Below are 25,629 nucleotides of genomic sequence, written 5' to 3' on the forward strand. Positions count from 1 at the left end.
CCTCACATCAGTCTCCAGGGAATGGTGCGTCCGGCATCCATCGGCACCACTTTCTGTCCATGCCCTTCGTAAACGTCCGGCACCGGCATTTCACGCCGCTGCAAACGGACCGTCCTGGCAGGCGGGTTCAGACCGTACAGAGCGCAGGCATGGCCGGAAACAAAGCCCTGCAGCCGGTCCAGGGCTCCGTGTTCGTCAAACAGAGCCGCCAGACGCGGAAGGGCGATGGGAGCCGTGAATACGCCGGCGGCGCATCCGCACGCTTCCTTGGCATGGATGGGATGAGGGGCGGAGTCACTGCCGAACATGAGGCGGGGATGCCCGGCAAGGGCAGCCTGCAGCAGGGCTTCCCGGTCTTCCGGCCTTTTGGCGATCGGCTTGCAGAACAGATGCGGCCTCAGCATGCCTCCGGCCACATCGTCCAAAGTAATCAGAAGGTGCTGGAGGGTTACCGTGGCGGCCAGGTTTTCAAATTCATCCAGCAACCGCACGGCGGCGGCCGTGGTAATGTGTTCCATGCAGATAGTCAGCCGGGGGAAGCGCGTGGCCAAATCACGGTAAACATTCAGGAATTCGGCCTCCCGGTCCATCACGAAGCCGTGGCTTTCTCCATGCACCAGCAGGGGAATATCCATTTCCTGCATGATGGACAGGGTGGCTTCCGCATCCTTCATGGCTTTCACGCCGCCCTCGCTGTTCGTCGTAGCCCCTGCCGGGTACAGCTTGATGCCGAACACCAGTTCCTTGAGCCGGGACAATTCCTTCTCGGAATAGGAACGGAAAAATGCCGTCATGTACGGCTGGAACACATCGCCTCCGCAAGCGTCCAGAACCCGCTGCCGGTAAGCCTGCACCGCATCCGCATCAGCCACCGGAGGCACCAGGTTGGGCATGATGACCGCTCCGGCAAAGGAGGCGGAACTTAACGGGGCGACCAGCTTCAGCATATCTCCGTCCCTCAGGTGAAGATGCATGTCCAGCGGGGAGTGCAGTTCCAGAATCATGCCGATATCATGAGGGAAGATTGCGCCTAAATCAAGCACGCTCCCCCGCCCCGCAGGAAAGCAATTCTCCAACGGGGGGAGAAAAACGGGCATTTCCCCGTAAACCGGAAGGGACGCGGTACGCTTCGCGCTGTTGAGATGAAGTCAAATTCCGCTCCATGCCTCAGAATCCGGGGGCCATCCCGGACGATTTTCCTGAAACGGCAAGCGGAATACGGGAACAGCAACAATCCGGGCACAAAAAAGCCGCCCGGAGGCGGCTGTTTCTTCTGAACAAGGTGGCGAAGCGGACGGGGCTCGAACCCGCGACCTCCAGCGTGACAGGCTGGCGCTCTAACCGAACTGAGCTACCGCTCCATAACCTTGGATGCCGTCCCTGCCTGATGGCGGGGACGTGGAGGCTTATACACGCCTTCATACCCCGGTGACAAGAAAAAAAGACTTTTTTTGCAACTTCTGCAACCGCCGGCGGTTTGTACGGTGAAGAAACCGTAACTTTTCAATTTCCTGATTTATTTCAATACAACAACAAATTCTCAACCTTATTTGTTTTAGTTTGACAACAATTAACCGGTTTTGACATAACACCCCCATGCTTCAGACTGCCACGGATATCACTGCCTCCGTTCACCAATTTGAGACGATTCTTTATCAGTTCAAAAGAGATAACCTGAATGAGGTGGACCAGAATCATTACCAGAAAATCATGGGGCTTTCCGTCCGGCAGATGAACGCCCTGGGCGCCCTGAACCGCCTGATGACCAACCGCCAGGAAGGCATTCCCCTGAAAACGCTCGCCCATTATCTCCGCATGAGCATTCCCTCCACCTCCCTGCTGGTGGACAGCATGGTGAAGAAAGGGCTGTTCGACCGCAAGGAGAATCCCCGCGACAGGCGTTCCCTGTGCATCCGCCTTTCCGAGGAAGGCGAATCCAGGTTCCAGATGCTTTTCAACGGCATGAAGGAAAAACTGGACACCCTGTTCAGCATTCTGTCGCAAGAGGACAAGGAAAATTTCTGCCGCATTGTGGATACCCTCTACAACCACGTTTACAATAAATAATACCACATGAAAAAACACACGCATCATCGGAAGGCGCCCCTCCGCCTGCTGGCCGGCTCCGGCCTGCTTTTTTCTCTGTTTGTTCCGGGTTATTCCCAGGGAGCGCCGGGAAGGGCTGCGGCCAAGCCCAGCACCGTACTCGTCCAGAAAGCCGCCGCTATTGACAGCGCGGTGAACAAAAAGTACATCGGCCAGGTGGAAGCCATTGACCGGGTGGCTGTGCAGCCCCGCGTCTCCGGCAACATCGTAGCCACCCGCTTCCAGGAAGGAAAGGTCGTGAAGAAGGGGGATCTCCTGTTTGAGATTGAGGACACGCGTTACAGGGCGGCTGTGGAGGAAGCGGTAGCCAAAAAGGCCCAGCTTGAAGCCAAACTTCTTTACGCCAAGAATAGTTTTGAACGCTACAACAGGCTGCTGGCCTCCAAATCCGTCTCCATGGACACGGTGGAAAACGCCAAGAGCACCATGCATGCCCTGGAAGCGGAAATCCAGTCCGCAAACGCCGCCATTACGGTAGCGAAGGATAATCTTAATTACACCAGGCTCACGGCCCCCATCACGGGCCGCACGGGCCGCGTCACTTTTTCCACGGGCAATTACATCACCCCCACCTCCGGTTCCCTGGTGACCATTACGGGCATTGATGAGGTATATGTGAAGTTCCCCATCAGCGAACGCGACTTCCTTTCCCTGTTCGGCACCCAGGAACAGATGAAGAAAGATGCCCTGGTGTCCGTCAACCTCGCCAACGGCAAGGCATACGACCAGCCGGGCAGAATTTTCATGACGGACAATACCGTCCAGACGACCACGGACACCCTGAATGTCTGGGCCAAATTCCCCAATCCGGAAGATGAGCTGACGCCCGGCGGCGTAGTCACGGTTAATCTTTCCAAGAAAAACGTGGACCGCTTCCCGGCAGCCAACATCTCTTCCGTGATGCATGATGCGTACAAGAGCTACGTTTACATCGTCAACGACCAGGGCGTCGTGGAACGCCGGGACGTTACGCTGGGCAACACGGTCAATAACGAACAGTGTTTCAGTTCCGGCGTCAAGGAAGGGGAAGTCGTCATCATCGACGGCATGCACAAGGTGCGTCCCGGCGCCAAAGTGAATCCGGTCTATTCCGTCCAAAACTGAGCTACCCATGATTGCGGACCTGTTTATCAAACGCCCCAAATTCGCCATCGTCATCGCCATCCTGATGATGCTGGCGGGCGGCATCTGCCTGAACCAGCTCCCCATTGCGGAGTATCCGGAAATCGCCCCCACCAGCATCAATGTGCAGGCCACCTATACGGGCGCCAGCGCCCAGGTGGTGATGGAGACGCTGGCCTCCCCCATTGAGGAAGAACTCAACGGGCTGGAAAACCTGCTCTATTTCTCCTCCAAGTCGGATAACACCGGCGGCTATTCCCTGTCCCTGACGTTCAAAAGCGGCACGGATTCGGACATCAACATGGTGAACGTTCAAAACGCCTTGAAACGGGTGGAATACAAACTTCCCAGGGAGGTGACGGACCAGGGCATCAAGATCAAGAAACGCTCCTCCGACATCCTGGGCTTCTTCGCCTTCCGGTCCACCAGCATGAGTTCCCTGGAGCTGAACAACTTCGTCAAGACCAGGGTGAAGGATGAGGTCGCCCGCGTACCGGGAATCTCCGCCGTCAACCTGATGCCGGAAAAAAACTACAGCATGCGCATCTGGCTGGACGCCCTGCGCATGTCCGCCCTGAATATCACGCCGGAGGACGTTTCCAACGCCATCAAGGCGCAGAACGTCCAGGCCGCGGCCGGCTCCATCGGCTCGGAAGGGGAAAACAACTTCATCCAATACAAGGTGAACGTCACCGGACGGCTGCAAACCGTGGAGGAATTCAGCAAGATCATCGTCCGCACGGGCCAGGACGGCCACGTTACCCGGCTGGATGACATTGCCCGCATTGAGCTGGGCGCGGAAACCTACACGGGCAGCAGCCGCAACAACGGGGAAGACTCCGTGAACATGGCCGTGTACCGCCTGGACGACGCCAACGCCCTGGAAGCCATGAACGGCGTGAAAAACACGCTGGAGGAACTGGCAAAACGTTTTCCGGAAGGCGTGAGCTACGTCGTGAGCTACGACCCCACGCAATACATTTCCGCCACCATGGCGGAAATCGTGGAAACGCTTGTCATCGCCCTGATTCTGGTGGTGGGCATCACGTACCTGTTCCTGCAGAACTGGCGCGCCACGCTCATTCCGGCGCTCGCCATTCCCGTCTCCCTGATAGGCACCTTCGCCATCCTGCTGCCCCTGGGCTTTTCCATCAATGTGCTGACCATGTTCGGCCTTATTCTGGTAATCGGCTCCCTGGTGGACGACGGCATCATCGTGGTAGAAAATACGATGCGCATTCTGGAGACGGAGAATCTCTCTCCGGAAGAAGCCACCAGGAAGAGCATGCACCAGATTACAGGCGCCATCATCGCCACCACGCTGGTAACGGTAGCCATTTACGTGCCCATCGCCTTCTTCGGCGGCATGGTGGGGAACATTTATATGCAATTCTCCGTAACCATGTGCGTGGCCCTCTGCCTTTCCACCGTCAATTCCCTGACGCTCAGCCCCGCCCTGTGCGTGCTGCTGCTGAAAAGGAAGCAAAGGAAACAGAGCAGGTTCAGCCTCTTCCGCCCCTTCAACGTCTCTCTGGAATGGGCGCGCAAAAGCTATATCAAATGCGCCGGCATCATGGTGCGCCGCGCGTGGCTGACGCTGATTCTGCTGGCCGCCGTCCTGGCCGGCAACTGGAAACTGTTTGAGACCGTTCCCAAGTCCTTCCTTCCCCCGGAAGACAAGGGCACCGTTTTCTGCGATATCCAGCTGGCCCCGGGCGCCACGCTGGGCCGGACGGAACAGGCCATGCGCAGTGCGGAACAGAAGCTGATGAGCATCCCAGGCGTGCGCCAGGTATCCTCCACCTCCGGATTCAGCTTCATGGGCGGCAACGGGGAAAACCTGGGCATGTGCATCGCTCAGCTTGACCCCTGGGACAAGCGCAAGACGCCGGAGCTCTCCCTGGATTCCATCATGCAGAAAGCTTCCACCCTGTGTGATGAAATTCCGGCGGCCAAGGCCACCGTGTTCAGCCCGCCCGCCATCATGGGGCTGGGCCTGACGGGCGGCGTCTCCTTCATGCTCCAGGCCAGCGGGGAGGAAACGCCCAAGGACCTGGAACGCGTGACGAACGACCTTCTGGACAAAATCAACAAACTGCCGGGAACCATGTATGCCCGCAGCGCGTATGAGGCGAACACCCCCCAGCTTTTCCTGAACATCGACCGTGAAAAGGCGCAGAGCATGCACGTGCCCGTCAGCCGCATCTTCACGACGCTTCAAAGCAAGCTGGCCTCCATGTACATCAATGATTTCAACCTGATCGGCTATACGTTCAAGGTGAAGATGCAGTCTGCGGCAGAAAACCGCACCACCATCAATGACATCATGAACACCTACATTCAGAACGATCAGGGCCAGATGGTTCCGCTCAGCTCCGTAGCCACCCTGTCCTACATGGTAGGGCCGCGGCAGATATCCCGCTTCAACCAGCTCATGTCCGCGGAAGTGACCGCCCAGGCAAACCCCGGCGTCAGCAGCGGCGAGCTGATGAACCAGATTGAGGCTATTCCGCTGCCGGAAAACTACTCCATCACCTGGACGGACATGAGCTATCAGGAACGGCAGAACGACGGAAAAATCGTCCTGCTGATGGGGATGGCCCTGCTCTTTGGTTATCTGTTCCTGGTGGCGCAATATGAAAGCTGGACGGTCCCCATTTCCGTCATTGTTTCCGTCTCCGTGGCCCTGCTGGGAGCTTTGCTCGGCCTGATTATCTGCAACACGCCTCTGAGCATTTACGCTCAGCTCGGTCTGGTGATGCTGGTAGGCCTGGCCGGGAAAAACGCCATTCTGATGGTGGAATTCTCCAAGATGGAGCGGGAGCGCGGCGTTCCTATCCAGGAAGCCGCCCTGGAAGGGGCCCGGCAGCGCTTCCGCGCCGTGATGATGACGGCCATATCCTTCATCATCGGGGTATTCCCCATGGTCATCGCCTCCGGAGCGGGCGCGGCAAGCCGCAAAGCCATTGGCATCTCTACCTTCTACGGCATGATCCTCGCTACTTTGGTGGGCATTCTGTTCATTCCGGCCCTGTACGCCATGTTCCAGCGTTACCGCGAATGGGTGAAAGGCCTGTTTGCCGGAAAGGCGGAATAGATGTAAAGAAAAACTTGCTCCATGCCAGACGGGGCGGCCCTGCCGCTCCGTCTTTTTTATGCCTTCAGCGCCTGAGCGCAGAGTTACGGACAAGAACGGCTATTTGACCTGCTCGTACAAATACAGGTCAAAATCTTCAAACCGTTCCTTCAGGACGGCATGCGCCAGCCGGTCCTCAAACGGAGGAAGAAAAGTGTCCGCCGGATATTCCCCCTTTACTTTGGAAACCCACATGCGGGACATGGCCGGCATCATCAGGGAAAAAATCTCCGCCCCCCCGATAACCATGACTTCCGGGTCCATCAATTCCAGACGTTCCAACTCCCCTGCGGAATGAATCACCTGAACGCCTTCCGCCGTCCACGCCGGATCGCGGGTCAGCACGATATTCTGCCTGCCGGGAAGGGGCCTGCCTATGCTCTCATACGTTTTCCGGCCCATCAGCACGGGGTGCCCCGTCGTAATGCGCTTGAACGTTTTGAGGTCGTCCGGCAGATGCCAGGGGAGCGCTCCCCGGTAACCAATGCCGCGGTCGGAAGCCATGGCGACCACTCCTGTATAAGTAACGGGCTGTGACATGATGGGTTAAGGGATAAATGCGCTAAACGGAGATGGGAGCCTTGATGTGCGGCAGGGGATCATACCCCACGAGCTCAAAGTCTTCATAATGGAACCCGTCAATGGTGTTCACCTCCGGGTTGAGCTTCATGACCGGCAGAGGACGGGGCGTGCGGGAAAGCTGTTCCCTCGCCTGGTCCAGATGGTTCCGGTACAGGTGCAGATCCCCGAACGTATGGATGAATTCCCGGGCTTCATACCCGCATACCTGGGCGGTCATAAGCAGCAGCAGCGCATAGGAAGCTATATTGAAGGGAACCCCCAGAAAAAGATCCGCGCTGCGCTGGTAAAGCTGGAGGGAAAGGCCGTGTTTTTCTTCTCCCGGCTGGGCGGGAATCACGCAAAACTGGAACAGGGAATGGCACGGAGGGAGGGCCATATCGTCCACCAGGGCCACATTCCACGCGCTGACGATGTGCCTCCGGGACCAGGGATTATGTTTCAGGCCGTCAATCAGTCTGGCAATCTGGTCAATGGGTTTTCCGTCGTTTCCCGGCCAGCAGCGCCACTGCGCGCCGTACACGGGCCCCAGATCCCCGTTTTCGTCGGCCCATTCATCCCAGATGCTGACGCCGTTGTCTTTCAAAAACCTGATATTGGTATCCCCTTTCAGGAACCAGAGCAGTTCATAAATGATGGAGCGCAAATGAAGTTTCTTGGTCGTCAGGCACGGAAAACCGTCGCGCAGGTCATACCTGCTCTGCCGCCCGAACACGCCGATGGTGCCCGTTCCGGTACGGTCCTCCCGCCCCGCCCCATTAGTCAGAACATCCTCCAAAAGTGCCAAATACTGCTTCATTCCCTTAAATTACGCTTTTCTAATCCCTGAACCCGTGATAATACGAGCATGCACCACCTTAGTATCATCTCCTGCTTCAAAAGCCAGCCTTTTCACTTCTCCCCGCCGTTTTCCTCCCCCCGCATCTTTTCCGGTTTTCCGTTCCATGATCATTCCTGAAGAGCCATATTTGGGATTTGCCGCCTTTTGCCACATTGCAGGCGCCTTCTGCCTGATTCCGGCCCTGCTCCACACGCGCACGCCTCAGGGAACAATCGCGTGGCTCATTTCCCTGCTGGCGTTTCCATATATCGCCGTCCCCTTCTACCTGATCTTGGGACGCCGGAGATTCAGCGGATATGTGGAAACGCGCCGCCGCCAGACGGACCCCGAATCCGCATGGGGGGAACTGACGGATAAAATCACAGACTGCATGGTTCCGTATGCCATACAGTCATCAGACACGGCGGGAAAAATCATGCGCACGCTTTCCAACATCGTGCGGCTGCCCGTCTGCCGCGGCAATTCCTGCCGCCTGCTTATTGACGCGATCAATGCTTTCCCGCGCATTTACGACGCCATCAAGAACGCAGAGCATTACATCCTGATTGAATTCTTCATCATCAAAAATGATTCCGTGGGGCAGAACCTGAAGGACCTGCTGATTGAACGGGCCAGGGCCGGCATCCGCATCTACATGCTGTATGATGAAATCGGCTCCCACAAGCTCCCGCCCGGTTACATTTCCGCCCTGCGGAAGGCAGGAGTGAACATTGAGCCTTTCAACGGGAAACGCCATTTCCTGAGCAACATCCTGCGGCTGAACTTCCGCAACCACCGGAAACTGGTAGTGGTGGACGGCTCCACCGCCTTTATCGGAGGCATGAATATAGGAAGGGAATACCTGGGCAAAGGCGCTCTGGGCTACTGGCGCGACACGTTTGTTCAGCTTGAGGGGCCTTCCGTCCAGCAAACGCAAATCAGCTTTCTGGAGGACTGGAACTGGGCCATGCTGAAATGCGGCCCCTCTTCCCTTCCCCGCCTCCGCTGGGAAATCACGCCCCAGCCGGAGGATGAAACCCTGCTCATCCTGCCCTCCGGTCCCGCAGACGTCATTCCCGCCTGGAAAACCGCTCTCATCGCCCTGGCGAACAGCGCCACCCGCCGGCTCTGGATCGCCACGCCCTACTTCGTCCCGGACGAGGGAGTCATGGCCGCCCTGCAGGCGGCGGCCCTGCGGAATGTGGACGTGCGCATCCTGCGCCCCGAACGGGCGGACCATATTCTGGTGAAACTGTCCTCCTTTACTTTCCTTCGGGACCTGGACACATACGGCATCCAGCTCTGGGCCTATCAAAAGGGGTTCCTGCATCAGAAAGTGGTTCTGATGGACGATGACATAGCCACCGTGGGAACCGCCAATCTGGACAACCGTTCCCTGGCCCTGAACTTTGAAATCACCGCCGTTATCCATTCCCCCTCCGCCTGCGCGGAGGTGAAAGCCATGCTGGAGCGGGATTTTTCCTCATCCAAAAGGGAATCCCTGGCGGATTACAACAACAAATCCCTGGGCTTCAAAATGCTCTGCAACCTGGCGCGCCTGACGGCCCCCGTCCAGTAGTTCTTCCGGGGAATCCGCTCTTGTATGCTTGACCTGCAAGGGAGGCTGTGAGAAAATCATTCTCCAGAAGCCACCTCTTCAATTTTTAACAACAGTTAACTAAATAATGAATCCTGTTACATTCAACTGCACCGTTCTGCGCGACGGGCATCAATCCCTGGCGGCAACCCGCATGAAGACGGCAGACATGCTGCCCATTGCCCCCATTCTGGACTCCATGGGCTTCAGCGCCCTGGAAACCTGGGGCGGCGCCACCATCGACGCCGGGTTGCGCTTCTTGAAAGAATGGCCTTTCGACCGGCTGGACGCCCTGAAAAAAGCGGCTCCCAAGACGCCGCACATGATGCTGTTGCGCGGCCAGAATATCGTGGGCTACACCAACTATGCGGACGACGTGGTGGAAGCCTTTGTCGCCATGAGCGCCAAGCACGGCATGAACATCTTCCGCATTTTCGACTGCGTGAACGACCCGCGCAACATGGAAACCTCCATCCGCGCCGCCAAGAAAGCCGGAGCGCAGGCCCACGGCACCATCTGCTACACGACTTCTCCCGTGCACACCACGCAGACTTTTGTGGACATGGGGCGGGAACTGGCGGACATGGGGGCGGACGCCATCGTCATCAAGGATATGGCCGGCCTCATTCCTCCGTATGTCACCCAGGAACTCGTCAGCGCCCTGAAAAAGGACCTGAACATCCCCGTCTGGATCCACACGCATGACACCGCCGGCCTCGGCGCCTCCACCTACCTCAGCGCCATTGATGCCGGAGTGGACGCGTGCGATGTCTCCATCTCCCCCTTCGCCAACGGCACGGGCCAGCCGGACTGCCTGCGCATGCTTGCCCTGCTGAACGGCAATCCCCGCAAGCCGGATTACGACGCGGACAAGCTCATTGAAGTTTCCGAAATGCTCAAACCCGTCTATGACAGTCTGGGCAAATTCGCCTCCCACCGCAATGAAGTGGTGGACTCTGACACGCTCCGCTACCAGGTGCCCGGCGGCATGCTTTCCAACTTCCGCACCCAGCTCAAGGAACAGGGCATGGAAGACAAGTTTGAGGAAGTATTCGCGGAAATTCCGGTAGTCCGCAAGGCCCTGGGCTGGATTCCGCTGGTGACCCCCACCTCCCAGATCGTAGGCGTGCAGGCGATGCTGAACGTCAAATTCGGCCGCTGGAAAAACATCACCCCCCAGGCGGCGGACATTGCCCTGGGCTACTACGGCCGCACCTCGGCCCCCGTGGACCCGGAAGTGCAGAAACTCTGCGCGGAAAAGATGGGCAAGGAACCGATCACCTGCCGCCCGGCGGACCTGATCAAGCCCGGCATGGAAGACCTGCGCAGGAAGCTTGCGGAAAAGGGGCTCCCCACGGACGACGAACACTGCGTCATCTACGCCATGTTCCCGCAGCAGGTGGAAGACTTCTACAAAAAGCCGGAACCTAAGGAAGAAGCCCCCGTGCAGGTGAACACCGCTCCCGCCGCGGCTCCGGCGGCCGCGCCGTCCATGACCGTCATTGACAACGGCATCACCGCCCGGGTAAGCGGCCCCTCCGGTTCCCGTGACCTGACCATCGTCATCAACGGCCAGTCCCACTCCGTGAAAGTGGAACGCATCGGCTAAAATCTCCGGTGCGCCGGCTTAAACCGCTTGCGGGCGGTCCCTTCCATGAGAGGGACCGCCCGCTTTGGCGTTCATTGCTTCCCTGAGAAACGGCAGTTCCGCCACAGGGAACGATCATTTGGTAAAGATCAGCATTTTCCCGGCCAGTGTCTGGCTGAGAAGCGCCGCGGGAATCTGTTTGACGGAACCGGGCTTGAGCTGGTGGGTTCCCCACCAGGCGTCAACGGCCGTCGTGCTCTCTTCCGAGTCGCAGGAATAATAATCCAGCCCCGTACTATCCTTATCCTTTCCCCACCAGGACGCGGCTACATCCTGAATGGATTGATTGCTGGCCCGCAAAATATTCAGGTCAAACACGAATTTTCTGCCCCAGTGGTAAGCGTCCGCCAATTTTCGGGACGCGCAGTCCACATTCTTCTGTATGACGCACCAGTGGGCACGAATACCTGAAGTATCAGGATTTCCCCCGGCATCTACGCAGAAGGGAACCATGCAAAGGCCTCCGGCATCCAGAATGCCCACAATGGAGGAAACTTCACAGGTGGCAGACTGACACTTGATTTTGGAAGATTCCAGACTCCTGATATAATCCGCCATGACGGGAGTGGAGTCATATAATTCTCCAATAATGGTTTTCCCGTCTCTTTTGAATTTTCTCCTCAGGGATTCTCCCTTCTTGTCTCCGTCCGATGTGGCAGGAATTTTAATATTGTAGAGATAATCCAGAACAAAAGACAAGGAGTAAAGACCGCAAGTCGGTCCCCGCTGGTCCTTGAATTCAATGTTCCGTCCTTCCGGATTGGTAATTGTAATAGACATAATTCAATAATGATGGCGTGGGGATTCATTCCCGCACGCCGTCATTACATCGTGAAAGCACAGTGGACGCACGTTCCGCCATGCTTCCTGCCATGTTCACCTTCTGAAACGCCGCATTTATCCCGCGGAAAGAAAGTGTTCCGGAAGCTCAACTCTCCCTTAATCCCGCCTGTCTCATCAGGGCGAATTCCCGCCTGGCGGTGCACCTTACGCGCCAGAGCAGCAGCACGGCCGCGACGGACAGGCCGATGATGAATCCCGTCCAGATGCCGCGCGCTCCCATGGCCGGGACAATCCAGTCCGTACGGGCGAAGATGTAGCACGCCGGAAATCCTACTATCCAATAAGAGAAGAACGTAATGAAGGTAATGGACGCCGTGTCCCGGAATCCTCTCAGAACCCCGGCGGAAAGCACCTGCAAACAGTCCGGAAGCTGGTAGGCCGCCGCCAGAATCAGCAGGACGGAAGCCGTGCTGACTATCAGCTCCGAGTCATTGTACAGGAGCACAATCTGCTCGCGGAACAGGGTGATGCCTCCAAAGGTGCACAGGCAGATGGTGAGCACCAGCACGTAGGAAGACAGAATGGCGGATCTGGCGCCTGCCAGATCATTCCGGCCGTGATGGTACGCCACGCGGATGGAAGCCGCCAGCCCTACGGAGAGCGGGAGCATGAACACCAGGGCGCCCACATTCCCGGCAATTTGGTGGCTCGCCACCTGCGTCTCTCCCAGAGGCGCCAGCACCAGAGCCGCCGCGCAGAAGAGCATCACCTCGCACAGCTGGGAAACGCCTATCGGCACGCCCAGCCGCACAAGATGCGTGATGACGGATGGCGTGGGCCGCCGCCAGGAAATGATGTGCCTGCGGTACGGCCTGTGCTTGGGATTAAAGTAAACCAGCAGGAACATCAGCAGGAATTCAATGTAGAAAATGACTGCCGTGGCCGCGCCGCACCCCGCTCCGCCCATGCGGGGAAAACCGTACATGCCGAAGACGAACATGTAGTTCAGGGGAATGTTGAGCAGCAGGCCGCACAATCCCACGTACATGGCGGGCCGCGTCATGTTGGAGCCTTCGTTCAGGCTCTTCAGGGCCACGAATCCCAGGTTGGCGGGAAGCCCCCACATAATGGCGGACATGTAGGCGGAAGCCATTTGACACATGGCGGCGTCATCGGAAATCCAGCCGAACACGTTTCTCAGCGCATCAATGACCGGCATGGAAACCAGGCTGAGCAACAACGCCAGCCACAGGCCGTGGTTGGTCATGTAACCCACGCGGCTTTCATGGCTTTTCCCCCGCATATTGGCAATCACGGGGCCGATGATCATCAGCACGCCGCAGGCGAACAGAGCCACGGGCAGGTACACGGAAGACCCCAGGGCCACGGCGGCCATGTCCGTCACGCCGGCGCTCCCGGCCACAATCGCGTCCACCGCACCCATGCCCACAATGGAGAGGTTGACCACCAGCACCGGGAAAGCCAGCGGTATCAGCTTTTTCATCTCCTTCAAATTCCACGTCTTATTCATTTTCTTATTTCCTTCCATGCCTTTCCTCATTCCAAGAGCCGGAACCATTCCCGGCAAACAAGCCGGACTGGAGCGGCAAGCTCCAATCTGGCTTTAAAGTTAAGGGTTGTCCACCGTGCCGGGGCATCCTGCCCCGTCGGTCATTCAACGGTTAAGCACCACGCGGGCGCACTGTTCCGCAACCTGGCGGAACGCGGCGGAAACCGGGTTCTGCCCGGGATCTTCCAAAGCCACGGGGCGGCCTTCGTCCCCGCCGGAGCGGGTGGAAATATCCAGCGGAATCTTGCCGAGCAGGGGCACTCCCAGCTTGGCCGCTTCCCGTTCGCCGCCGCCTTCGCCAAAGATATGGTAAATCTTTCCGTCGGAGGGGCACTGGAAATAACTCATGTTTTCAATCACGCCCAGAATGGGGGTCTTCACCCGTTCAAAAAGGCCGATTGCCTTGCGCGCGTCAATCAGCGCCACTTCCTGCGGCGTGGTCACCACCACTACGCCGTCCAGTTCCGCCGTCTGAACAATGGTCAGCTGAATGTCTCCGGTGCCGGGCGGCAGGTCCAGAATCAGGAAGTCCACATCCCCCCACGCCACGTTGCGCAGGAACTGCTGGACGTAGCGTGTCGCCAGAGGGCCGCGCACCGCTACAGGATCGGACTCGTTAATCAGCAGCCCCATGGAAAGGAGCTTCACGCCATGAGCCGTCACCGGGAGAAATTCGTCATTCTCATTGGCTCCGGGGCGTTCCTTGGTGCCGAACATCAGGGACATGGACGGGCCGTAGATGTCCAGGTCCACCAGGCCGACGGAATAGCCCAGCTTGCTCAGGGCCACCGCCAGGTTCGCGGAAACGGTGGATTTGCCCACGCCGCCCTTGCCGGAAGCCACGGCAATGACATGCTTGGCGCCGGGAACGGAGGATTTCCAGGTAGAGGGGTCGTCATTAATTCCCTTTTTGGCTTCCGGAGCCTTATGCTCAATATTGACGTCGCAGTGTTTCACGCCGGGCAAATGCTTCATCACGCCGTGAACGCCTTCAAAAATGTAACGGGGAATATCCGCATTCTTGCTCTCAATCACCAAATCAATCGTGACGTTGTTTTCAGCGTCAATGTCGATCTTTTTCACCAGCCCGAAAGATACGATGTCCCGGCTGAACCCCGGAAATTTAACCGTGGTCAGCGCAGCCCGTATCAACTCCGGAGTCAATTCCTGTTGTGTCGTCATATCTCTGAAATATTCGTGGTTGCATCAACATTGCGGCCCCGCGCCTCCGGAATGCGGAATACTCCGGAATAGGAAAAAAGGGGACGTCAAAACCGGGAAGCAAAGATACTCCCTTTTTTATTTTTGACAACGCCTAATTCAGACAAAACGACTTTTTGACCGCCGGATTTCAATGACCCGGACACCAAGAAACGGCGGGACGGCCGCAGCCCCGCTATCGGTCTTCAAGAAAAACGGGAGGGAGGGGGAACTTATTCCCCCTGCTGCTTCAGCGTCTCCCGGATATCCTGGAGAGCGGCGATGAAATCGTCCAGAATTTCCGCGGGCACCATAATCCGGTCCCGGTTGGAACTCACCTTTTCCGTAATACGCACCACTTTGCCGCGCGCATTCTGTTTGAGATCAAGAAAGAACGTCTTGCGTTCCGCAATGATTTTTTCTGTGCAAATAATATCGTCCTCCACGGCTGTAATCTACCTCTGGTTGAATGAGGCTTTCAGGATAAATCTTCCCCGCTGGCGGGTCAATATTTTATTTGCCCCCCCGGCAGATGCGGACGTGAGGCAAAAGCCGTGGAAAAACCGTTATTTGCCCGGCAGGGTTTCCGCATCCGTTTTCTGGGCAACACTTGGTTGAAAACCGGCGCTCCGCGCGTTAACCGCGGCAACGTGACCGGCCAAAAAGAATGAGGCACAGGAAAACATAACCCGGCTCAAAAAAACAGCCGCCGTCCGGGCCTGTTCACAGCACTCGTTGATCATTTCCCTTCCCATCCTGGACCAGCCAACCGGCAGGGGGGATTTTGCTCTTCAGCTGTCGCCCTCCCACGCAGAGGAACGGGAAGAAAAGGAAAAGCCATAAGGGCCGCCCATGCCTCCCGGAAAGGAGCGCCGCCCGTCAGCATTCCGCACGCCATCTGGCCTGCTCCGTCTTATAGAGCTTGTACGTGACGGCATCCGCCAGGGCTTCCAGGCTGGCCTCAATAATGTTGTAGGAAACGCCCACGGTCGTCCAGGTGGCGACGCCGTCCGAGGACTCAATAAGCACGCGGACATTGGAGCCGGTGCCGTTTTCATCCTCCGCATCCGGGATGTTCGTCCGGGTAGGGGAAAGCACGCGCACCTTGTAGTCGATGAGGTGCATCTGCTCCAATTCCGGATACCAGCGCGTCAGGGCGCGGCGCAGGGCCCTGTCCAGCGCATGCACGGGGCCAAAGCCCCCGGCGGCGGTGTGCTCCACCTTTCCGTGGACGTCCAGCTTGAGGGAGGCTTCCACCATCATGTCCGGGTCCATTTCATGGCGGGAGGTCAGCACCACGGTGCGCAGGATGTTGAAATACGGTTTCAGGGCGCTGTCCGGCATGTGCCGCAGGAAGAGCAGCTCCGCGCTGGCCGGGGCGGCCACGTAGTCATACCCCAGCGCGGCATTCTTCTTCACGGCGGCGGAAAGCACGTCCAGAAGGGGGTCTCCCTTTTCCAGTTCAAAGCCCAGGGTGCGGGACAGGGAAAGAATGTTGCTTCTGCCGCCCTGCTCCGTCATCAGCACGCGCTGGGCGTTCCCCACCAGGGAAGGGTCGATGTGCTCGTACAGAGCGGACTCCTTCATGATCGCGCTGACATGCACCCCGCCCTTGTGGGCGAACGCGGCGTTCCCCACGAAAGGCTGCCGCCGGAAGGGCGCCAGGTTGGATACTTCCGAGACAAAGGCGGCAGTGGATTTGAGCCGCGTCAGGGAGGCTCCGCTGAGGCAGGAAAAGCCTTTCATCTTCACCTGGAGGTTGGGAATGACGGAACAAAGATTGGCGTTTCCGCAACGCTCCCCGATGCCGTTGACGGTCCCCTGCACCTGGATGGCTCCGCTGTTTACCGCGGCCAGGCTGTTGGCGACGGCCAGTTCGCAGTCATTGTGGGCGTGGATGCCCAGGGGGGCGAAAGGCAGGCGTTCCCTGACCGTCCGGATAATGGAGCTGATTTCCTCCGGCATGGTGCCTCCGTTGGTATCGCACAGCACCAGGCAGTCCGCGCCATGTTCCCGGGCCGTACAGAGCACAGCCAGGGCGTATTCCGGATCCCGCTTGAAGCCGTCAAAAAAGTGTTCCGCGTCAAAAAAGGCTTCTTCCATATTTTTTTTAAGGAAGGAGATGGAATTGCCGATGATTTCCAGATTGCGTTCCCGGGAAATGCCCAGGGCCACTTCCACATGGCGGGGGCAGGATTTCCCAAAGACCGCGGCTACCCGCGCGCCGCTGGATACCAGGGCATTCAGCGTGGGATCCGTCTCCGGGGTATGGGAAGGATGGTGCGTGCTTCCAAAGGCGGCCAGTTTTGCATTCCTTAGTTCGACGCCTCTCATGGCGTTGAAAAATTCCGTTTCCACCGGATTGGCGCCGGGCCAGCCGCCCTCAATGTAGTCCATGCCCAGATAATCCAGCTGGCGGGCGATGCGGACCTTGTCCGTCGCGCTCAGGTTGACGTCTTCACTCTGCGCGCCGTCCCGCAGCGTGGTATCATAGAGAAAGATTTTGGTGGACATTCCTCTGGTTCATACATGCAAACCGGGAACCGTTCAAGACCGGGGCCCGGCTTTTCCGCGGATGCAGACACGAAAAGCGCAAGGCTTGAAGAGAAAAACGGCTTCCGGTAGGATGGCCGCCATGCGTTTACCCAGGCAGTATTTCTACCTCCTTTTCCTCTTTTTCTCCATGGCCCTCCCCTCCCCGGCGGCCTCTTCCGCCCACCCTTTCCTGGACAAGGGGCGTCCCATCCGCTGGAGCCGGCTGACTCCGGACAAGCTGGAACCGGATATTCAGGAAGCCATGCGCCGCACCCGGGCCTCCGTAGAGGAAATCAGCCGCCTCCGTCCGGAGGAAATGACGTATGAAAATACGTTCGGAGCGCTGGAGAAAAGCAATGACCTCCTTACGGAAGGCATGTGCAAGGCCTATGTCCTGAAAAGCCTGTGCGACAGCGCGGAACTGCGCAAGGCCATGGATTCCGTGGCTCCCCGCGTGTCCGCCTTCCTTTCCTCCGTCACGAAAGACCAGGCCCTGTGGAAAGTCCTGAAAACCGCGGAGGAACGCCTGCGGCAGACTCATCTGAGCCCCGAACAGAAACGGTATATGGAACTAAGCATGCAGAGCTTCCGGGACAACGGCGCGGATCTGCCGCCGGACAAGCGCGCACGGCTTGAGGCCATTGACAGGGAACTGACGCTCGCCTCCCAGCGTTTCAACAATTTGTACATGGACGCCAGGAAATCCTGGACCTGGACGGTGCGGAACGCCGCCCTTCTGGAGGGAATAGACGGAGGCGCCCTGCAACAGGCGCGTGAGGAGTTCCTGAGGCGTCATCCCGGCCAGTCCGATCCGGGCTGGACGTTTACGCTGGATTCCGCGGCTTCCGCCCGGGTCATGGAAAAAGCCCGGAGGGAAGAATGCCGGAAGGATTTATGGGAACACCACCAGTCTCTGGCCACGGGAGCATGCGACACGGAACCCGTCATCAGGAAAATCCTTTCCCTGCGCCGTGAAAAGGCGCATTTATGCGGATATAAGGCGTACCCGGATTACGCCCTGCGCGAGAGCATGGCGGGAAACGGGGAACATGCCATGAAGTTCGTCAATGAGCTGCTGGACAAGATCAGGGCCCCCTTTTTCCGTGAAATGGAAACTCTCCGCCGCCTGAAGGCCCGGCGCACGGGGCAGGAAAAAGCCCGCCTGAATCCCTGGGACGTGGCCTATTACGCCAATCTCCAGGCGGAAGAACGTTTCCGGCTGGACCAGGAGGAGCTGCGCCGCTACTTTCCCCTTCCCCGCGTTCTGGACGGCCTGTTTTCCCTGGCGGAACGGTTGTACGGCATCCGCGTAGCGGAAGTTCCGGCACGGCAGGCCTTATCCGGCATCCCGGCAGACAAATCCGCCGGAGCCGTAGAGGTCTGGCATCCGGACGTGCGCTTTTTCACGATTGACGACGGCAACGGCAACCGCCTGGGCTCCTTTTATCTGGATCTTTTCTCCCGTAACAATAAACGGGCCGGAGCGTGGATGAATACCCTGGACACGGGCAGCCCGTCCACGCCGGAGACCCCGGGAAAGCCGCGCCTGGGCATGGTCTGTCTCAATATTCACCCGCCCGCGGCAGGACACGCGGTGACGCTGACCCACCGGGAAGTCAGGACTTTATTCCATGAATTCGGTCATTTGCTGCACCTGATGTTTACCAGGGTTGCCATCTCCTCCCTGGCGGGAACCAGCGTGCCGCGGGATTTTGTGGAAGTCCCCTCCCAGTTCATGGAAAACTGGTGCTGGCGTCCGGACGTGCTGAAAAGCTTCGCCCGGCATGAACAAACGGGCCTCCCCATTCCGGAGGAGATGCTGCGCTCTCTGGACGCCTCCCGAGGCAATACGCCAGCCCTCGCGCTGGCCGGGCAGCTCCTGTACGCCAAGATGGACCTGGCCGTCCATGCGGCACCGGAACGTTTCTCCTCCGGTTCTCTAGATGATGTGGATTCCGCCGTAGCGGGAGACATGGACTATTTCAAAAATTTCAAAAGAGCCGGCAAGCTGCGCACGGCGCGCCATTTGTTTTCCTCCCCTTCGGGCTATGCCTCCTTTTACTTCTCCTACCAATGGGCTGAAGTTCTGGACAAGGATATTTTCGAAGCCTTTGAACGGGCCGGAGGACCGGACAGGGAAACGGCAGGAAAATTCCGGGAAACCATTCTGGAAAAAGGATACGCGGTGCCGCCCATGCGGCAGTTCATGGATTTCATGGGCAGAAAACCGCGCATGGACGCCATGCTCCGCAAGAGGCGGCTGGCATCCTGAAATCAAAAAAGCCTCAGGCCGCCGCTTCCGGACGGCACAGGCGCAAGCCACATATTATACATTTGTTTAATTAAATTATCCTTTCATTATGCAAAGGTTACAGACATTTTGCAAAATTCAGAACACATCTTTGCGTTGACTTTGTAAGAAAAAGAAGAGAAAATTCTTCCGCTTTGCCGCACCTTCCGGCACCAGCCGCAACCAACCGCATTCATTTATGTACAACAAGCCTTTGACGTTTGCCGCAACAACCCTGCTCCTTTGCTCCCCGGTGATCATGCTAACTTCCTGTGACGGGGAAAAGGATTCCGCCGCCCAGGCGCCGGCGCTCGTTCCCGAAGTGCAGGTGACCAAACTGGTCACGAAGGATGTTCCCATCAGGCAGGAATGGGTGGGCACCCTGCGCGGCACGGAAGATGCCGAAATCCGCTCCCAGGTGACGGGATACCTTCTTTCCAAGGATTACCGGGACGGAGCTTATGTCAAGAAGGGCCAGGTGCTTTTCCAGATTGATCCCCGCCCGTTCCAGGCAACGCTGGACCAGGCCCAGGGAAGATTGGAACAATATGAAGCCACGCTGAAAAAATACAAACTGGACGTGGAACGCTACACCCCGCTGGTGAAGACCGGCTCCGTCAGCCGCAAACAGCTGGACGACGCCCTGCAGCAGGTCCAGGAGACGGAAGCCGCCATCGCCACGGCAAAGGCCCAGGTGGACGAAGCCAGGATCAATCTTAAATTCACCACCATTACAGCCCCCATTTCCGGCCTGGCCGGCCTGGCCACCCCTTCCATCGGCAACCTGCTGACGCCCTCCAGCCCCACGCCGCTGACCACCATTTCCTCCATTGACCCCATCCGGGTGGATTTCTCCGTGAGCGAACGGGACTTCCTGAACTCCATGGACAATAATCTGGCCAGTCAGAAGCACATCAAGTTTGACGTGATTCTGGCCAACGGCACGGAATACCCCATGCAGGGCGAACCCGTAGCCATTGACAGGAATGTGGATGCCCAGACCGGCACCATCAACATCGTCGGGCACATTCCCAATCCGAACCTGACGCTGCGGCCCGGCATGTTCGTCCGCGTCCGCGCCACGGTGAAAACGCTGGAAAACGCCGCGCTGGTGCCTCCGCGCGCCATTCTGTCCGCCCAGAGCGCCAAATTCATCATTTATCTGGATGACAAGAACATTCCCCACATGCAGGTCGTCAACCTCGGCCCCGTCGTTGACGGCATGCAGGTAATCAACGTCATTCCCATGCCGCATTCCACCTTCACGAAGGACAGCCCCATCGTGGTGGAGGGAATCATGCAGGCGGCCAAGGTTCAGGGGCACGCCCCCGTCAAGCCGCTTCCCTACAAGCCCGTAGTTTCCCAGCCCGTCATGCCCTCCATAGGGGCCCAGTCCTTTGAAAAGGCCAAAACGCCGGAAGGCATGAAGGATGGAGAAGCCCAGCCTTCCGCCAAATAACCTCCCTTCTCCGGAGACCCGGCATCTTCCCTTTTTCCCCGCGCATTTTCATGATTTAACGCCATGTCCAGCTTCTTCATCAAACACCCGACCATCGCCATCGTCATCTCGATCGTGATGATCCTGCTCGGCGGCCTGTCCCTGATGGGGCTCCCCATTGAGCAGTATCCCAACATCGTCCCGCCCACCATCAAGATGCAGGCGACCTACCCGGGCGCGAATGCGGAGACGGTGGCCAATTCCGTAGCCTCCCCCATTGAGCAGTCCATTTCCGGCGTCGTGGGGATGGATTACATGACTTCCACCAACGCCAACAACGGCATCTGCTCCCTGAGCATCGTCTTTGAAGTCGGCACGGACCCCAACATGGACCAGACGCTGGCCTACATGCGCTACGGGCAGGCCACCGCCCAGATTCCCGCGGAAGTCTCTCAGATGGGCATCACCATCACGCAGTCCACGGGCAGCCCGCTGGCCGTGGTCAACCTGTATTCTCCGGACGACAGCCTGAACGCCATCTTCCTGAGCAACTACGCCTACGTGAGCCTGGTGGACCCCGTGAAACGCGTTCCCGGCGTGGGCGACGTGCAGGTGTTCGGCGCGGGCCGCTACGCCATGCGCATCTGGCTGGACACCACCAAAATGGCCGCCCAGAACATCTCCGTGGGAGAAGTCCAGTCCGCCATCCAGGCGCAGAACACCGTGATTCCCGGCGGCCAGATCGGCGCGGAGCCGGCCCCTCCCGGAACGGAATTCACCTACAGCATCCAGACCAAGGGGCGCCTTCAGACGGCTGAGGAATTCGGCAACATCATCATCCGTGCGGAGGGGAACAAGCTCCTTTACCTGAAAGACATCGCCAAGGTGGAGCTGGGCTCCCAGACTTACAACGTATCCAGCAAATACAACGGCAGGGATTCCGGCGCCATCGCCGTGTATGCCGCTCCCGGCTCCAACGCCATCAACACGGTGGACGCTCTGGTCAAGCTTTTTGAGGACCGCTCCCGCAGCTTCCCCGCCGGAATGGAGTACAACCTGACGCTGGACACCACGCTGGCCGTGCGCGCCTCCATTGAGGAAATCGAGCACACGCTGGTGGAAGCCCTCCTGCTGGTGGTTCTGGTGGTGTTCGTCTTCCTGCAAGGCTGGCGCGCCACGCTGATTCCGGCCATCGCCGTTCCGGTTTCCATCATCGCCACCTTCGCGCTGTTCCCTCTTCTGGGCTTCACGTTGAACACCATCTGCCTCATGGGCATGGTGCTGGCCATCGGCCTGGTGGTGGATGACGCCATCGTGGTGGTGGAAGCCGTGGAATCCCACATGGAGCGCGGCCTTACGCCCCGCCAGGCGGCCTTCGCCGCCATGGAGGAAGTATCCGGGCCCGTCATCGCCATCGCCCTGGTGCTGGCGGCGGTGTTCCTGCCCTCCCTGCTGCTGCCGGGCATTACGGGCACGCTGTTCCAGCAGTTTGCCGTGACCATCGCCATTTCCATGCTCATTTCCGCGTTCAACGCGCTGACGCTCTCCCCGGCTCTGTCCGCCATTCTGCTCAAACCCAAGGACCCGTCCAAGGGAGGCCCGCTGAAATTCTTCTACCGCATTTTCAACCGCGGTTATGACGCCACGGCCAGCGGCTACACCAAAGTGTGCCACTTCCTGACCCGCAAGCTCATCATCTCCATTCCGCTGCTGGCCCTGATCGCCTACGCGATTGTCCCCGTAGCCAAGAAAATCCCCAATGGCTTCCTGCCGGATGAAGACCAGGGCTACCTGTTCGCGGCCCTGATTATGCCGGAGGCCCGCTCCCTCCAGCTGACCACGGCCGCCGCGGACAAGGTCTCCGAACTCATCCGCCAGAATCCGAACGTGAAAGACGTGATTGCCATTTCCGGCTTCAGCCTGCTGACGGGCGTGCAGAGCACGAACAACGCTTTCTTCTTCGTCATGCTCAAGCCCTGGGAGGAACGCCCTAATCCGGACCAGAGCGCCCTGGCGGTCACCGCCCAGCTGAACGCCCTGCTGACCACGAAAATTTCCGAAGGGGTCACCATGTGCTTCCAGCCTCCGGCCATTGCGGGGGTAGGTTCCGCCAACGGCGTCACCTTCATGCTGGAAGACCGCGACGGCAAGGGCACGGAATACCTGGCGGAACAGACGGACATCTTTGTGAAGGAAGCGAACAAGCTTCCGATATTCGACCCGAACAACAACGGCGGCGTGCGCAGCGTGATGTCCTTCGCCGTGGAACAGAAGGATGTGCGGCTGGATGAAGAAAAATGCGCCACACTGGGCGTCAGCATCAGTGAAGCCAACAGCCTGCTCCAGGCCTACATGGGGTCCCTGTTCATCAACTACATCACCCTTTACGGCCAGCAGTGGCAGGTGTACATCCAGGCTCAGGGCAGCGACCGCACGGGAACGGACATGCTCAAGAACTTCTACGTGAAGAATAACACGGGCAGTTCCGTCCCCCTCTCCACCCTCGTGAAAATCACGGATATCACGGGGCCGGAATTCCTGCTGCGCCAGAACCTGTATAATTCCTCCAAACTCATGGTCACGCCCGCCCGGGGCTACTCCAACTCCCAGGCCATGGAGGCGCTGGAAAAAACCTTTGAAGCCAGCATGCCTTCCGACATGGGCTACAGCTACGCGGACATGAGCTATCAGGAAGAAAAAATCCAGAACGGCATCGGCATCGTGCAGATTTTCCTGCTCTCCTCCGTCTTCGTTTTCCTGATCCTGGCGGCCCTGTATGAACGGTGGTCCCTGCCCCTCAGCATTTTCATGACGGTGCCCATCGCGGCCCTCGGCGCGTTCCTGGGCCTGTACTGGTTCGGTTATGAATTGAACCTGTACGCGCAAATCGGCCTGGTGATGCTCATCGGCCTGGCGGCCAAGAATGCCATTCTGATCGTGGAATTCGCCGTCATTGAAATGGAACGCGGCAAAACGCTGATGGAAGCCACGCTTTCCGCCGCCAGAATCCGCCTGCGCCCCATCCTGATGACTTCCTTCGCTTTCATTCTGGGCTGCGTCCCGCTGGCGCTGGCCTCCGGTTCCGGCGCTTATTCCCGCAATATCATCGGAATCGTGGTCATTGCCGGGATGACAATGGCGACGGTCGTGGGCATTTTCCTGATTCCGTGCTCCTTCTATTTCATCATGAAACTCTTCCGCGTCCGCGTCGCCCGTAAGACGGTGGAAACGGAAGACCCGGATGAAATCATCGCCCGCAAGCATCTGTTCCACGAAGCCCATGAATCATTAAAAGGGTAACCCCCTTTGCAACCATCTGAAAACAGACTCAACGCATATGCGAAGAAACCCATACATCACACGCGCCATCCTTCTGGGAACGGCTTTTGCCGCTTCCTCCTGCATGATGGGCCCCGACTTCAAACCGGTGGACATGCCCATGCCCGCGGCATTCAGGGGAGCCCCCGCGGCGACGGAATCCATTGCGGACCTGCCCTGGTGGAAAGTCTTCAAAAACAAGGACCTTCAGGACCTCCTGACGGACACCTACAACAATAACCGCGACTTGAAAGCCGCCATGGCGCGCGTGGAAAAGGCACGCCAGTACATCACCATTACGGAGGCCCCGCTCTTCCCGTGGGCGGATTATTCCGGCTCCGTCAGCAAAGGCTCCAACTATACCGGAGGCGGCATCGTCCAGACTACCGGAAACACACTGACGCCAGGGGCGATTGACGCCGGCATTTCCTGGGAACTGGATATCTGGGGCAAAACGCGCCGGATGACGGAAGCTGCCCGCGCAGACTACCTGGCTTCCGAAGAAGGACAGCGCGCGCTTATGCTTTCCCTGCTCCGCCAGGTGGCGGACTCCTACCTCCAGCTCCTCCAGCTGGACGAACAGCTTGCCATCGTGCAGAAATCCGTGGAATCCTATTCCGAAAGCCTGCGCCTGTTTGACGAACAGCTCGAAGGCCAGGTGGGCGACAGGCTCCAGGTGGCTTCCGCCAAGGCGGCCCTGGCTTCCTCCCAGGCCCAGATTCCCGCCATTCAGGTGCAAATCGCCAATTTGGAAAACGCGGTCTCCGTCCTGGCCGGACGCGCTCCCGGCCATATCCGCCGTTCCGGCAGCACCCGGGACATCGCCTATAACGTTAAGGTTCCCGCCGGCATTCCGGCCTACATCCTTTCCAGAAGGCCCGACGTCCGCCAGAGCGAATACAAGCTGCGCGCCGCCAATGCCGAGGTGGGCGTAGCCATTGCCAACTACTTCCCGACCATCTCCCTGACGGCGGCGGGCGGTCTCGCCTCCGCAGACCTGCGCCACGTGCAGGGACGCCGCGGCGGCTGGGGCCTGGGAACCAATCTGACCGGCCCCCTCTTCCAGGCGGGCAAGCTGACGGCCTCCGAAAAAGCGGCCAAGGCGGAATTCCTGGCGGCCAGCAACGACTATGAGCAAACGGTTCTCAACGCCCTGGCGGAAGTCTCCAGCACGCTCATCCAGAGGGACAAGCTGCGGAGCATCACCGCCACCCAGTCCGAGGCCGTGGAAGCCTACCACACGGCGGTAAAACTCTCCTTTGAGCGCTACCGCACAGGCCTTTCCAACTACATTGAAGTCCTGTACGCCCAGCAGAACCTCTACCCCGCGCAGATTCAGCTTTCCCAGTACTATTACCAGCACGCCAGCACGCTGGTTTCCCTGTACACGGCCCTGGGCGGCGGCTGGAACATGAGCCACAAGGCTATCATGGATGGCCCTTCCGGGCGATAAAGGCGCTTCCCCTGACAACAGGCAATATACCTGA

The 25,629-nt window shown here is 58.5% G+C and carries 17 protein-coding genes and 1 tRNA gene; 9 read left to right on the forward strand and 9 right to left on the reverse strand.

The features are described from left to right. Positions 1-2: 2 nt before the first annotated feature. Together pyrC and O4G22_RS10400 are read right to left on the reverse strand one after the other, a co-directional pair. A complete protein-coding gene (gene pyrC, locus O4G22_RS10395) occupies positions 3-1,004 on the reverse strand; it encodes a dihydroorotase (RefSeq protein WP_297666943.1) in 1,002 nt (333 codons plus the stop codon). 279 nt (positions 1,005-1,283) lie between these two features. Then, positions 1,284-1,361, reverse strand: a tRNA-Asp gene (locus O4G22_RS10400). A gap of 235 nt (positions 1,362-1,596) precedes the next feature. On the opposite strand from O4G22_RS10400, the gene O4G22_RS10405 reads away from it, so the two are divergent. From O4G22_RS10405 to O4G22_RS10415, 3 genes are read left to right on the forward strand one after another with little or no spacing between them, the layout of a single operon-like run. Then, positions 1,597-2,067 (forward strand): MarR family winged helix-turn-helix transcriptional regulator, encoded by a 471-nt coding sequence (locus tag O4G22_RS10405; RefSeq protein WP_297666942.1) that lies wholly within the window; start codon positions 1,597-1,599, stop codon positions 2,065-2,067. 6 nt (positions 2,068-2,073) lie between these two features. Next, the gene (locus O4G22_RS10410) at positions 2,074-3,210 is read left to right on the forward strand and encodes an efflux RND transporter periplasmic adaptor subunit (RefSeq protein WP_290488771.1); all 1,137 of its coding nucleotides are present in this window, start codon (positions 2,074-2,076) and stop codon (positions 3,208-3,210) included. Between the two features lie 7 nt (positions 3,211-3,217). Beyond that, the gene (locus O4G22_RS10415) at positions 3,218-6,325 is read left to right on the forward strand and encodes an efflux RND transporter permease subunit (protein ID WP_306701744.1); all 3,108 of its coding nucleotides are present in this window, start codon (positions 3,218-3,220) and stop codon (positions 6,323-6,325) included. A 99-nt stretch (positions 6,326-6,424) separates the two neighbouring features. Here O4G22_RS10415 and O4G22_RS10420 read toward each other — a convergent pair whose 3' ends face one another. Then, entirely contained in the window at positions 6,425-6,904 is a 480-nt protein-coding gene (locus O4G22_RS10420; RefSeq protein ID WP_306701745.1) for a dihydrofolate reductase, read from the reverse strand. 22 nt (positions 6,905-6,926) lie between these two features. Further along, entirely contained in the window at positions 6,927-7,742 is an 816-nt protein-coding gene (locus O4G22_RS10425) for a thymidylate synthase (protein WP_094137153.1), read from the reverse strand. A 145-nt stretch (positions 7,743-7,887) separates the two neighbouring features. Between O4G22_RS10425 and cls the strand changes: the two genes are divergently transcribed. Both cls and O4G22_RS10435 read left to right on the forward strand, forming a co-directional pair. Further along, on the forward strand, positions 7,888-9,342 hold the full coding sequence (gene cls, locus O4G22_RS10430) for a cardiolipin synthase (protein ID WP_306701746.1): 1,455 nt from the start codon (positions 7,888-7,890) through the stop codon (positions 9,340-9,342). Positions 9,343-9,448: 106 nt separating this feature from the next. Next, on the forward strand, positions 9,449-10,969 hold the full coding sequence (locus tag O4G22_RS10435) for a pyruvate carboxylase subunit B (protein WP_102738551.1): 1,521 nt from the start codon (positions 9,449-9,451) through the stop codon (positions 10,967-10,969). 114 nt (positions 10,970-11,083) lie between these two features. Here O4G22_RS10435 and O4G22_RS10440 read toward each other — a convergent pair whose 3' ends face one another. From O4G22_RS10440 to cimA, 5 genes are all read right to left on the reverse strand, one after another. Beyond that, positions 11,084-11,788, reverse strand: coding sequence for a hypothetical protein (locus tag O4G22_RS10440; RefSeq protein ID WP_306701747.1), 705 nt, complete (start codon positions 11,786-11,788; stop codon positions 11,084-11,086). Positions 11,789-11,936: 148 nt separating this feature from the next. Next, positions 11,937-13,322 carry an MATE family efflux transporter gene (locus O4G22_RS10445; RefSeq protein WP_306701748.1) on the reverse strand — a complete coding sequence of 462 codons (1,386 nt, stop codon included), beginning with the start codon at positions 13,320-13,322 and terminating at the stop codon, positions 11,937-11,939. Between the two features lie 144 nt (positions 13,323-13,466). Then, positions 13,467-14,543 (reverse strand): P-loop NTPase, encoded by a 1,077-nt coding sequence (locus O4G22_RS10450; RefSeq protein WP_094137161.1) that lies wholly within the window; start codon positions 14,541-14,543, stop codon positions 13,467-13,469. A 251-nt stretch (positions 14,544-14,794) separates the two neighbouring features. Beyond that, positions 14,795-15,007, reverse strand: coding sequence for a DNA/RNA-binding protein (locus tag O4G22_RS10455; RefSeq protein ID WP_012421062.1), 213 nt, complete (start codon positions 15,005-15,007; stop codon positions 14,795-14,797). A gap of 433 nt (positions 15,008-15,440) precedes the next feature. Then, positions 15,441-17,075, reverse strand: a complete 1,635-nt coding sequence (gene cimA, locus O4G22_RS10460; protein WP_306701749.1) for a citramalate synthase — start codon at positions 17,073-17,075, stop codon at positions 15,441-15,443. A 121-nt stretch (positions 17,076-17,196) separates the two neighbouring features. On the opposite strand from cimA, the gene O4G22_RS10465 reads away from it, so the two are divergent. The 4 genes from O4G22_RS10465 (at position 17,197) to O4G22_RS10480 (ending at position 25,595) form a co-directional block, all read left to right on the forward strand. Further along, positions 17,197-19,368 carry a M3 family metallopeptidase gene (locus O4G22_RS10465; RefSeq protein ID WP_306701750.1) on the forward strand — a complete coding sequence of 724 codons (2,172 nt, stop codon included), beginning with the start codon at positions 17,197-17,199 and terminating at the stop codon, positions 19,366-19,368. 217 nt (positions 19,369-19,585) lie between these two features. After that, positions 19,586-20,845, forward strand: coding sequence for an efflux RND transporter periplasmic adaptor subunit (locus tag O4G22_RS10470; protein ID WP_094137164.1), 1,260 nt, complete (start codon positions 19,586-19,588; stop codon positions 20,843-20,845). Between the two features lie 63 nt (positions 20,846-20,908). Then, a complete protein-coding gene (locus O4G22_RS10475; RefSeq protein WP_094137165.1) occupies positions 20,909-24,124 on the forward strand; it encodes an efflux RND transporter permease subunit in 3,216 nt (1,071 codons plus the stop codon). Between the two features lie 37 nt (positions 24,125-24,161). Next, positions 24,162-25,595, forward strand: a complete 1,434-nt coding sequence (locus tag O4G22_RS10480) for an efflux transporter outer membrane subunit (protein ID WP_094137166.1) — start codon at positions 24,162-24,164, stop codon at positions 25,593-25,595. Positions 25,596-25,629 lie beyond the last annotated feature (34 nt).

The organism is Akkermansia muciniphila (assembly GCF_030848305.1).
Lineage (GTDB): Bacteria > Verrucomicrobiota > Verrucomicrobiia > Verrucomicrobiales > Akkermansiaceae > Akkermansia > Akkermansia muciniphila_A.